Origin of the sequence: Algoriphagus marinus (assembly GCF_001936475.1) — a bacterium.
Lineage (GTDB): Bacteria > Bacteroidota > Bacteroidia > Cytophagales > Cyclobacteriaceae > Algoriphagus > Algoriphagus marinus.
On record NZ_MSPQ01000022.1, the window covers coordinates 19247 to 31122 of the forward strand.

Here is an 11876-nt window from a genome sequence, read left to right on the forward strand (position 1 = left end):
ATGCACATTTGTTTTCTCACAAATGAATTTCCGAAACCAGGAATAGCTCATGGAGGTGTAGGTACTTTTATAAGAAACCTTAGCCTTGAATTGGTGAAATTTGACATTAAAGTTTCAATAGTTGGTACAAACTATATCAATGTCGAAGAATATGAGAATTTACATGGAATCAATATATACAGAACAAAAAAACATAATCTGAAGGGATTAATCTGGTATAACAGAGCCAAAAGTATTAATCAAAAAATTGCTGAAATACATCAAAAAGACCCGATTTCTATAGTAGAAGGAACCGAACTCGCGCTAGCTTTTGTAAATAAAATTCCAGAAGTTAAATATTTGATTCGAATGAATGGCGGTCATCATTTTTTTTCAAATGCAGAGAATAAGAAGACCAATCCATGGAAATCCATACAGGAGAAATTAAGCTTTAAAAAAGCCGACCATGTCATCTCTGTAAGTAAGTACACCGCTGAATCAACCAGAGACCTTTTGAAATTAGGTGATATCTCAATACATATAATTCCAAACCCGATTGATGTTGACCTTTTTAAACCTGCGGACCCAAAAGCAGTAGTGAAAAACAAATTACTATTTGTGGGGACTATTTGTGAGAAAAAAGGAGTGAGACAATTGGTGATGGCAATGCCCAAAATTTTGCAAGCTTTTCCTGATGCACAATTGGAAATTGTAGGTAGAGAGTGGATTGATCCAAACTCAGATATCTCTTTCACAGAATATCTAAAGACTTTTATCACCCCTGAATCAAAAGATCATATCACAATCACTGGGCCAGTGGATCTGGTAAAGATTCCTGAAAAAATTGCCTCTTCTGAGATTTGCGTTTATCCTTCACATATGGAGGCTTTACCTTTAGCTTGGTTGGAAGTTTTGGCATCTGCAAAAGCATTTGTGGGGAGTATATCCGGGCCAGGTCCTGAAGTGGTAAAGCATGGAGAAACTGGACTTTTGGCCGATTGTTATGATCCGGATGACATTGCAAATCATGTTATAGATTTGTTGGCAAATAAAGAAAAGGCTTTAGAGCTGGGGAGAAATGCACGAAAGGATGTTTTGGAAAGGTTTGATGTGAAAGTCTTGGTAAAGAAAAACATTGACTATTATAGATCAATCGCCTCTTGAGATTCCTGGTCTATTCACATGTCATCCATACCAAATGTGACGGTAAGTTTTTTGGATACGGACCCTATGTAAAAGAAATGAACATTTGGGGCAAACATGTATCTGAATTATGGATTTTGGCTCCATTGAGTAAAGAGGAAAATCCTGATCCAATAGATTTAGCCTATCAGCATCAAAAAGTCCGTTTCATAAAAGTTCCTTCATTTCAGATAAAAAGCCTCAAGGATGCGCCAAACGCTGTTTGGGCCTGCTTAGTAATTCTATCAAAAGGATTTTTCTATAGCTTGAGAGCCGATCATCTACACTTAAGATGCCCTGGAAATATGGGCTTACTTGCTTGCCTTATTCAAATTCTCCTGCCTTGGAAAAGTAAGACGGCAAAGTATGCAGGAAATTGGGATCCAAAGGCTAGGAAACCTTGGTCTTATAAATTGCAACAAAAGATATTAAATTCCAGATTTCTGACGCATAAAATGAAGGTTTTAGCCTACGGTGAATGGGAAGGCCAAAGCTCAAATATTTTACCATTTTTCACGGCAACCTATTCAGAAAGCGATATTATCCCCATAAAAAAGGAACCGCTCTCCAAAGGAATTAATCTTGTTTTTGTAGGTTCGATGACAGAAAACAAATCCCCTCAAACTGCATATCAAGTATATAGAAAACTACGGAAAAACGGTTTTGTGGTATTTCTGGATTTCCTGGGAAAAGGCCCTGAATTAGATGTTATTAGAGCTCTGGCAAAGAAAGATGATCTAACTGACGGTCTTAAGCTTTGGGGCAATGTTGAAGCTTCTAAAGTGAAAGAAATACTGCAAAAAGCACATTTCTTAGTTTTTGTTTCAAAGTCCGAGGGATGGCCAAAAGCGGTTGCAGAGGCAATGTTTTGGGGTTGTGTTCCTATTACCACCCCTGTAAGTTGTGTCCCACAAATGCTCAACTTTGGGGAAAGAGGTTTTTTGATCGATGAGAACTCTGATCCGGCTCAAATAATTTCTGACTTATTCAAATCTGAATCTAACTTTACTGAAATTTCAGAAAAAGCTTCCAGTTGGTCAAGAAAATATACGCTTGAGTATTTCGAGGAAGAAATACAAAAATTACTATGAAAGTTCTGCAATTAGTTGACACCTTAAGTGTTGGAGGTACGGAACGAATGGCAGTGAATATTTCAAACGTATTGTCCAAGGAAGGTATTCCTAATAAATTGCTAGTCTCCAGAAAAGGTGGCGGTTTGCAAAACCAAATCGAGAATCCGAATAATTTATTCTTTCTTAATAAAAAGAATTTTTTTGACCTTTTGGCTTTCAGGAGATTAGTAAAAAGTATAAAGGACTTTAAGCCAACTGTGGTACACGCTCATTCATCTTCCATTTATTGGGCGGTATTAGCAAAGCTTATTACTAAAGTTGATTTTGTTTTAATTTTCCATGATCATTTCGGTAAATCTGAATTCTTAAAAGATGGAGATCGTTCCGTTTTGATTAAAGTTTCAAAATGGATTGATGCTGTAATTGTTGTCAATGACCAGTTAAGAATTTGGAATCAACAAAATCTTAATCTGAAAAAAAACTCAATAATACTTCTTAATAACTTCCCGTACTTAGCAATCAATTCTTCAGAAAGAAAAACTGAAGGAGAATTAAAGATTTTGCATTTAGCTAATTTCCGCCCTCAAAAAGACCATTTGACTTTCATTAATGCCCTAAACCTTATTAAAAAACGAAATCCGGAAATTGATTTTAAGATTTATTTTGTAGGGTTACATTCCAATGACAGCTATTTTCTGGAAGTGAAAAAGGCCTTAGAAGAATTCAATTTAATGTCTCATATACTACATCTTGGACCAAGCGATAAAGTAGAAGACTTTTTGATGGACTCAGATATCGGCGTGTTATCTTCCACTTCCGAAGGTTTACCAGTTAGTTTACTCGAATATGGTTTGGCTCAACTTCAAATAGTATCCACCGATGTTGGACAGATCAGAAAAGTTTTAGATAATGGGAAGTATGGAGAGCTTGTACCTCCTAAATCACCTGAATTGTTTGCTAATGCTTTGCTGAAGGCCTTTGAAAAAGCAAAAATCAGCCAAAATTTTGCGTTCAAATCCTTTGTCGAGGAGAACTTTGGTGAAAGTCTATTTATTAGTTCCTACAAATCCTTTATTCAAAGCATCGCATGATGATCGGGAATATTATTACCTCTTTAACTATTAAAAAAAACGCTCTCCCTTGGACAGTTTTTCATGTTCTTTTAGGAGGTGCAGCCACATTTTCAAGATTTTTTTTAATTATATGGTTTTATTGGGTTCTGATTGATTCTTGCATTGCTTTCTTAAAAATCAAACCCGAATCCAGAGGTCTCTTTATTGCAAATCTGATCATCTACATTTGCTCATTCGAACTTTTAGGAAGGATGGTTTCGGCGAGTCCGTTTATTCCCTATGAGCTTGGTAAATACCTGTTCTTAGTACTTTGCCTTGTAGGCTTCTCAGTTAATTTCAAGGATAAAAACAACCTTCATAACACTATAGTGATTTTGGGAATCCTTTTTATAATCCCTTCTTTCTTCATTGATATGAGTGGGATGGTTACTTTTCAGGATATAGTTTTTAATGTTTTCGGATTAATAAATATCTGTGTAGGTATTCTATTTTTTAATACCCTGAAAATTGATTTGAAAAAATTCGTCAATTGGCTGAAGCCCATTGCATTTCCTTGTATTGCTATTCTTGTTTCTACTTATATAAGAACCCCGGATCTAGACGAAATTGAATTTGTACTTGGTGCCAATTTTCAATCTGCCGGAAATTTTGGTTCCAACCAAGTGGCAACTGTATTAGGTTTAGGGGCTTTTATTTTTGGAGTAGCATTACTCCTGAAGTTTAGAATTACCGGTAGTCAAGTAGTGGATTTGTTTTTCTTTTTTGCATTTCTAGTTCAAGGTTTGTTGACATTTTCCAGAGGAGGGATGATTGGTACCGCAATTAGTATCGCTGTCATACTTTTTTATCTATATAAATTACCAAGAAATAAAAGGGTTGAATTGAAGTTAGGCAATCCGGTCAAGTTTATCATTCCAATTATCTTGGTTATTGCGATCAGCGCCATTACTACCAATATTTTAACAGACGGAAATCTTTTTCTCAGGTATATGGGAGAGACTGCAGGTACCTTGGCAGGAACTAAAGACAAAGATCTGAACCAACTCACAACTAACCGATACGAAATCTTTATGGCAGATATCGAACTCTATGAGGAAAATCCTGTCTTTGGAGTTGGAGCAGCAGCATCAAAGTACCTCAGATCTTCTCATAATGGAGTAGTGGCACACGTAGAATTATCTCGTTTAATTGCCGAACATGGGCTTTTTTCAATTTTCATAATTGTCTCCATATTTTCAGTTTTTTATCTCAATTTGAAGAAAATTAAAGATCCCATTTCTAAGGGGTTAATCGTCAGCTTCGCTATCCTCTCAGTTTACACTACTTTTCATGCGGCGACAAGGACATTTCTTTCTCCTTTACTTTTAGCAATGGCAACTGCTGTAATCCTTCCAGAAATTAAGCCTAAAAAAACCAAATTAGAAGCCTAGAGTCGTAATATGATTATATTCTTAGGGAATAAATTGTCCAAATACGGGAAGAATCCGACCACTGTAGAAACATTAGGTGAAAGACTGAAAGAGTTTGATACGGTAGTTTCTGCATCTGATATGAAGAATCCCATTATGAGAATTTTTCATATGTGGTGGATAATATGGAGTAATAGAAAAAAAGCAAAAAACGTTTTAATTGATACCTATTCTACATCGGCTTTTCACTTTGCCTGGACATCAGGTCGATTATGCAAGAGCTTAAATATTCCATATACACCAATAATCCATGGAGGACAGTTTGAATCCAGAATTCAGTCAAGCACAAACTTAGTTTCTAAATACCTCAAGGAAGCCAAGTACGTGGTTGCTCCTTCTGAATACCTCAAAAAAGTCATTGAGTCAAACTTTGACATCAAGGTTCATATTGTACCCAATGCAATTGATTTAAAACAGTATGATTTTATCCCGGAGAAGCCTAATGAGGGCAAACTTCATGTTTTCTGGTTAAGGGCTTTTCAATCAATCTATAACCCTGAATTGGCTATTGAAATAGTCAACCATTTGAAGCATAATTTCAAAATTGAGGTGGAGTTGTCGATGGTGGGACCAGATAAAGATGGGTCCAGAGAAAGCGTGAAAGATTTGATCTCTAAATACGATCTTCATCAATCTGTTAATCTTTATGGGAAACTACAACCGGCTGAATGGAAAGAATTAGCCAAAAAAGCTGATCTGTTTTTAAATACTACCAGGGTGGATAACATGCCAGTAAGTGTGATTGAAGCGATGGCTTTAGGGTTACCAATAATTTCTACAGATGTTGGTGGTATCCCATTTTTGGTCACTCATGGACAGGAAGGCTATTTATTCCCATCTGAAGACTGGAGTACTGCATCTAGTTTTATTGCAAAGTTGGTGAATGATGCAGAACACCGAAAAATGCTCCGAATAAACGCAAGGCAAAAGGCTCAATCTATGGATTGGGAATCAGCAGTGAGGAGTAAGTGGCAAGAAATTCTTAAATGAATCTATGAATTGGAGAGAGATACTATATAAAAGTGGTGCAAAAAAAAGAAACCCAAGTCTTTATAAGCATTTTAATGATTTATTGAGTACGGATTTTTCTGATAGAAAAGAGCTGGATTTGCTACAGCTTGAAAGCTTACAGCGCTTTTTAATCTTTGCTTACACTAATTCTCCGTGGAATGCTGAGCGAATGAAAAGGGTAGATTTCAACCCGGCAGAGGATTTTTCTATTGAAAACTTTAAAAAAATTACTCCAATAGGTAAAGAGGAGTTGGTTCAGAATAATGAAAAAATCCAGGTTGAAGAGGAGTTTTTTGACAAAGTCTTCTATTGTGAGAGTTCTGGAACCAGTGGGAAAGTTTTGACTTTTAAGAGAGATGAAAATTGGGATAGTTTCAATCGGGCAGCTCAAATGCGAGGATACTCTTGGTTCGGGGTTAATCCTTGGGACTTTAATATTTATTTTTGGGGGTATAATTCCAACTGGAAGAAAAAGCTAAAATTAAGAGTATTAGATTTTTTTGTAAACCGTAATCGAATGTTTGATTACAGTGAAACATCCTTAAAAAGTTTGCGCAGTAAGCTGAAAAATGCCGTTTTCATAGAGGGGTATAGCTCCATGATTTATGAAATGGCAAAACTTGGATTGGATCAACCCCATTCCCTGCCCAACCTAAAAATGATCAAAGGGACATCGGAAAAAATTTTCCCTCACTATCAGGAGGTTGTCAAGAAGGCTTTTGGCAGAAAAATAATCAGTGAATATGGAGCGGCAGAAGCTGGAATCATCGCTTTTGAATGTCCGGAAGGGAATATGCACATCACAGAAGAGGGAGTATATGTAGAACAGGATGAAAATGGAGAAATCCTCATCACCAATATGCTTTCCTATTCCTTTCCAGTAATTAGATATCGATTAGGTGACTCTATAAAATTAGCAGATGATAACTTTAAATGTGCTTGCGGTAGGAGCCATAAGATTATCAATGAAGTAACAGGTAGAGTTGGAAAGATAATAGTTGGATTTAAGAAGCAATATCCATCTTTGACGCTATACTATATTTTCAAAAACATTTATTTCGAAAAAGGCTTGGCTATAGATTATCAGGCTACTCAAAGTGAAAAAGGAAAGCTGATAATTCGATTTTTAGAAAAGTTGGATTCCAAAAAAGAAGATTTGATTTTAGAACAAGCTAAAATTTACTTTAAGGATGATATTAAAATAGAATTTGAACAGGTTTCTTCCTTTAGAATGGAGAAGGGGAAATTGCGCGATTTTATTTCTTATATATCCTGATTTTTTGTTCAAACCGATCTAGTATTGAGTTTGTAAAGGCCGTTTTTAGGCTAGTAAATCAAAATCCCCCACTTATACCTGAGCCTACCCCTGAATAGGGATTTTTTTGTCTTCCCACACCGCTCACATCCCCATTAACTTATGTATTGTCCTGAAAAGTAAATAAAACCAAGGCCTTCAATTCGATTAAGCATATTTTTGTTTTTTTTACCTCTTTAATTCTAAAAAGTCACAACTTGTGATCCAAATGGAAAAACCACTTATTTCAATAGTTACCCCGATTTTCAATACGGAATTGTATTTGGAAGATTGTTTAAATTCAGTTTTATCTCAAACCTATCAAAATTGGGAAATGATTTTGATTGATGATTGCTCAACTGACTCCTCAGTGAGTATAGTAGAACGCTTTTCAAAGAAAGATTCCCGTTTCAAATTGCTCAGAAACTCGGAGAATAAAGGCTCGGGAATAACGAGGAATTCAGGGATCGATTTTGCGAAAGGAAAGTATTTATGTTTTCTGGATAGTGATGATAGGTGGAAGCCTTATAAGCTAGAAACCCAGGTGAATTTTATGCTGGGTAATGACTATTCATTTTCTTTTGGCTCCTACGAGTTTATTGACGAAAAAAACAACCTTATAAAAAGACCGAAAATCGTAACTGAGGAACCCATAGATTATGAGTTTCTCCTGAAAAAAACGGAGATATTTACCTCAACTGTAATGTTGGACTTAGATAAGATCGGTAAATTTATGATGCCGCCACATCGAAGAAAACAAGACTATGGATTGTGGCTTAAAATTCTGAAATCTGGGGTCAAGGCATACGGGATCAAAGAGCCCATAGCCGAATACCGATTGAGGAAAGGGTCTGCAACAAGCAATAAGCTGTCCTTAATTACAAAACATGTCTTATTCTTGAAGGAAACGCAGAAATTCAGTTTAGTCAAATCAGTTTATTATACTGGCTATTGGGCCATAAATGGGTTTATTAAATATTACACTTAAGAGTCGTGAAATCTGATTTTGTGGTTGGCGTTATTTTTGTGAATATTAAAAGAAGGGGAGTTCAAGCTAGATGACTTTAAAAAAGATATTTCTTCTTATTTTCACATTGGTCTTTTTTGAAAGCTTTGCAATACTGATTGTGAATGTTTTTAGACCAGCCGCTCCGCTAAATGGAGGTGGTTTTATAGACGATTATATCAACTTCCCAACTCTGGATTGTGTTTTTGAACCTGAACTAACCAGGGATTTTTCAATTCAGAAAACAGCTCAGTCATTAAATAAAAATGCAGCTTCGTTTGGAACTCCTATTGTTGGGGATATCACTGGAGATGGAAATCCAGAGGTATTGATTCTTCAAAATCCGGGGAATACATGGCCTGCAAATTTAACCACTGGAAGTGAGCTCATATATAAAACAAAAAATATTGTTGTTTATAATTATGATGGCTCGAATTTAGCCCAAACCTCTGTATTGACTACTCCATTTTTTATAAATCTGGAGGGACCAAATCCATTTCTAATAGCAAGAGTTCCAGGATTTACCAATCCGTTGGTAATTGTTGCAGCTTCAAGCTCTGAGCCAACTGCAGCTTATAAGAGTAGATTGGTCGCTTATGAATTCAGTGGTGGAGTTTTTATTGAGCGATGGGTGTCTTCGGATACCTATGGTCAAAATGTCCCATTCGGGACTAATTTTGCGGGCGCTGGTGTTATTGGCCCTTATCAATATTCATCCGGTGGAGCTCCCGGTATAGCAGACTTTGATCAAAACGGTACGCCTGAGGTTTACATTTTCAATGAAATCTTTGATGCGACTTCTGGTGCCAAGTTAGCAGATGGAGGCAATTTTGGACAAGGGGTTTCTCAAGTGAAAACCATTGGATATGATATGCATGGCGGTTCAATTTCATTAACTGTCGCTGCTGATATTACCAATAGCCCTGGTTTAGAGTTGGCTGCTGGAAATACAGTATATAACGTTACAAACACAGCTGGGACTTGGTCCATGACGCCAATCAATGCAGGTTTTAATGTCAATGGAAGTGCAGCAAGAGATGGATTTACCTCTATAGCGGATATTAATAATGATGGACGATTGGACGTTGTGGTTACAACTGCCAGACAGCGGACTGTCGCCAACTCTAGAACAGTTTATGCATGGACTGTCGATTTAGCAAACAATCCTGTATTAATCGCCTCAAATACAATTCCTGATTCCCCACTTTCTTCACCTTTGGATAATCAATATGAAGCAGGTACAGGGGTAGCATTTATTGGAGATATTGATGGGGACTTGGCACCTGAAATTGGGGTAACCTCTCATAAGTATCTCACCATGTTTGAGTATAACGGTAGCCCTATACTACAAATAAGACCAGGTTATCCTCAAGTCACTAATGATAGATCTGGATATACCCTGATTACCATGTTTGATTTTAATCAGGATGGTAATCAAGAGCTGGTGTATCGTGATGAACGTGAGCTAAGAATCATAAATGGAGTTACAGGTGGAGATTTAGCAACATTTCCCGTTTATTCTGCAACAGCAGGAGAGGGTGCGATTGTTGCAGATTTAGATGGTGACGGTCAAGCCGAAATAGTGGTAACTGACTCGGAGACTTTTCCCATCGGAGACTTCCCTCTTAACCCTGGAGCTTATTTAACTGTATATGAAACAGCTTCAGACCCTTGGGCGCCGGCTAGACCCATTTGGAATCAATATGGATATTTCAATGTGAACATTCTTGGAGATTTGTCTGTACCCCAAAATCAGCTTAATCATGCGATCAGGGCAATTGACCTTTTCCCAAATTTAGATCCGGTAAATGGGTGTTTTCCTCCAAATGCTCAGCCTCTTAACTCCTTTTTAGTTCAAGGTACTTTTTATAATGACAGCGGTTGTAGAACTGCCAATATCCCCGCTTTTGATGTTGAGATAGATAATTCAAGTTTATTCGCCAGAAGAACTTGCGATCCAACTGTCTTAGAAATAAGTTTTAATATCAGAAATAATTTTACTGCGCAAGATATTCCTGCGGATATGAAAATCTCCTTTTATAAGGAGGAAGCTGACGGTACTTTAACTTTTTTAAATGCAATAATAGATGCGGGTCAAATTATCACACAGGCCGATGGCTGGGTTCAATTTGATGAAGTTATAACCAGTAATTTAATCCCTGCTACCGGAGTATTTAGGTTAGTTATTATAGCCAATAATACTGGTACAGTTGATTCTCCTGATCGATTGTTAGAGTGTAATTATAATAATAACACCTCTATCGCAATCCCCGTTGTAGATTTACCTACTTATACAATTGCTTCTTCCTCGGATGTCCTTTGTGCGCCGGGAAATCAATTGATTCTTACCCCAGTTAGTTCAAATTCCCTTGCTGTAAATCCTGAGAAGAAATGGCAACGAGTTAATTTGGCAGGCTTTCCGGACTTTGAGATTATTGATGGAGCTACAGATCCAAATTTGCCTGGAGTTACCTATGAAATAAATGCCAATGAGGAGTTAATTATTAACAATTTACCTCCAGGGGATTTTTCTTTTGTATTTGATTTTGTTGGTTGTGATTTAATAGAGACTGTCACAGAATTTAGTGTTGAGGTTTCGCTTACTCCTTCTCCTGCATTTGATAAAAATGATGTTGGGTGTTTTGGAGAGTCTTCCGGTCAGATTTTATTGCTTAGTACAGATTTGGAACCAGGAATTAACTATACTTTACTGGATGAAAATCAAAATCCAGTTTCAGGATATTCTCCGGTTTCTTCTGCTTTAGTGGGTGATATCCTTTTTGATAATTTGCCTATAGGAATTTACTCGATAGCCTATTTTAATGAGGCAAACACAAGCTGTTCGGGTCTTTCACCGCCAATAGAAATAATTCAGCCAAATCCATTCATTGTCCAAAACATAAGCAATGAGTCAACCACCTGTGGTATTCTGGATAACGGCTCCATTGAATTGACACTTTCAGGAGGAACTGCTCCTTATGTGTTTACGAGTATCTCAAGAGGTGGAAACCTTTTGACAGGCTTTGTTCCTGGTATTTCTGGATCTACTTATACCTTCACTGGCCTGGAGGCTGGAAATTATGAGTTGGTGTTTACAGATGCAAACGGATGCCCTGTCACAGAACTGGAGACAGTGGGAACGATTCCTGCTCCGGATATTTTATTAAGTGCAAACCCTGCATACTGTGAGAATGATCAGATAACTATCACCACTTCAATAGTAGAAGCAGGGACTTTGGATCCTTCGGTAGTTTACAATTGGATTTCTGGGGGAACAACGCTGAGCGGGCTAAGTGGTAATTTTGGTGGAGGGACTTATACTATTACCCCCGGGTCAGGGATAAATCCTCCGACCCTGACTTTGGAAAACATAGCTCCAGCGGATTATACTTTTACCCTAGAAGCAAGAGGAGGAGGAAGTTGTGATTTAGATTTCCCAATTGATATCACTGTCAATCCCAATCCTGAAGCTGATTTTATTCCCTCGAATGTAAGTTGTTTCGGAGGGAACGACGGAACTTTGGAAGTGATCGGAACACCTGTTGGCGTAGGTCCATTCAGTTATCAGTTGATTCGGATATCAAATAATTCTCCTGTAGAAACTCGTACAGATGGCCTCTTCAGCGGTTTGGTTGCAGATGACTATCTGGTAAGAATCAGCAACACAACTACAGGTTGTACTTTTGAAACGGGAACCTATACGATTACGGAGCCAAGTGAATTTTTAGTCTCGAATGTCATCGCTGTGGAGACCACCTGTGGTATTCTGGATAACGGTTCCATTGAATT

At 37.3% G+C, this 11876-nt stretch carries 8 protein-coding genes; all 8 read left to right on the top strand.

Annotation, left to right across the window (positions count from 1 at the left end; translation table 11 throughout):
• Positions 1 to 1143, top strand: coding sequence for a glycosyltransferase family 4 protein (locus BVC88_RS20890; protein WP_075352682.1), 1143 nt, complete (start codon positions 1 to 3; stop codon positions 1141 to 1143).
• A complete protein-coding gene (locus BVC88_RS20895; RefSeq protein ID WP_075352683.1) occupies positions 1140 to 2252 on the top strand; it encodes a glycosyltransferase family 4 protein in 1113 nt (370 codons plus the stop codon). Before BVC88_RS20890 ends, BVC88_RS20895 begins: the two co-directional genes overlap by 4 nt.
• Complete coding sequence (locus tag BVC88_RS20900) at positions 2249 to 3325, top strand: glycosyltransferase (protein WP_075352684.1); 1077 nt, start codon at positions 2249 to 2251, stop codon at positions 3323 to 3325. The genes BVC88_RS20895 and BVC88_RS20900 overlap by 4 nt, the downstream gene beginning before the upstream one ends.
• The gene (locus BVC88_RS20905; protein ID WP_075352685.1) at positions 3322 to 4737 is read left to right on the top strand and encodes an O-antigen ligase family protein; all 1416 of its coding nucleotides are present in this window, start codon (positions 3322 to 3324) and stop codon (positions 4735 to 4737) included. The genes BVC88_RS20900 and BVC88_RS20905 overlap by 4 nt, the downstream gene beginning before the upstream one ends.
• 9 nt (positions 4738 to 4746) lie before the next feature.
• Entirely contained in the window at positions 4747 to 5766 is a 1020-nt protein-coding gene (locus BVC88_RS20910) for a glycosyltransferase family 4 protein (RefSeq protein ID WP_075352686.1), read from the top strand.
• Between the two features lie 4 nt (positions 5767 to 5770).
• Positions 5771 to 7063: a phenylacetate--CoA ligase family protein gene (locus BVC88_RS20915; RefSeq protein ID WP_075352687.1), complete on the top strand. Its 1293-nt coding sequence runs from the start codon at positions 5771 to 5773 to the stop codon at positions 7061 to 7063.
• 247 nt (positions 7064 to 7310) lie between these two features.
• Complete coding sequence (locus BVC88_RS20920) at positions 7311 to 8069, top strand: glycosyltransferase family 2 protein (protein ID WP_075352688.1); 759 nt, start codon at positions 7311 to 7313, stop codon at positions 8067 to 8069.
• 70 nt (positions 8070 to 8139) lie between these two features.
• Positions 8140 to 11876 (top strand): FG-GAP-like repeat-containing protein (locus BVC88_RS20925; protein WP_139316619.1); only part of this gene is annotated, 3737 nt, incomplete at its 3' end.

Coding starts and splice junctions, on each gene's coding strand:
- BVC88_RS20890 (WP_075352682.1), top strand. CDS start 1: ATGCACATTTGTTTTCTCACAAATGAATTTCCGAAACCAGGAATAGCT.
- BVC88_RS20900 (WP_075352684.1), top strand. CDS start 2,249: ATGAAAGTTCTGCAATTAGTTGACACCTTAAGTGTTGGAGGTACGGAA.
- BVC88_RS20905 (WP_075352685.1), top strand. CDS start 3,322: ATGATGATCGGGAATATTATTACCTCTTTAACTATTAAAAAAAACGCT.
- BVC88_RS20910 (WP_075352686.1), top strand. CDS start 4,747: ATGATTATATTCTTAGGGAATAAATTGTCCAAATACGGGAAGAATCCG.
- BVC88_RS20915 (WP_075352687.1), top strand. CDS start 5,771: ATGAATTGGAGAGAGATACTATATAAAAGTGGTGCAAAAAAAAGAAAC.
- BVC88_RS20920 (WP_075352688.1), top strand. CDS start 7,311: ATGGAAAAACCACTTATTTCAATAGTTACCCCGATTTTCAATACGGAA.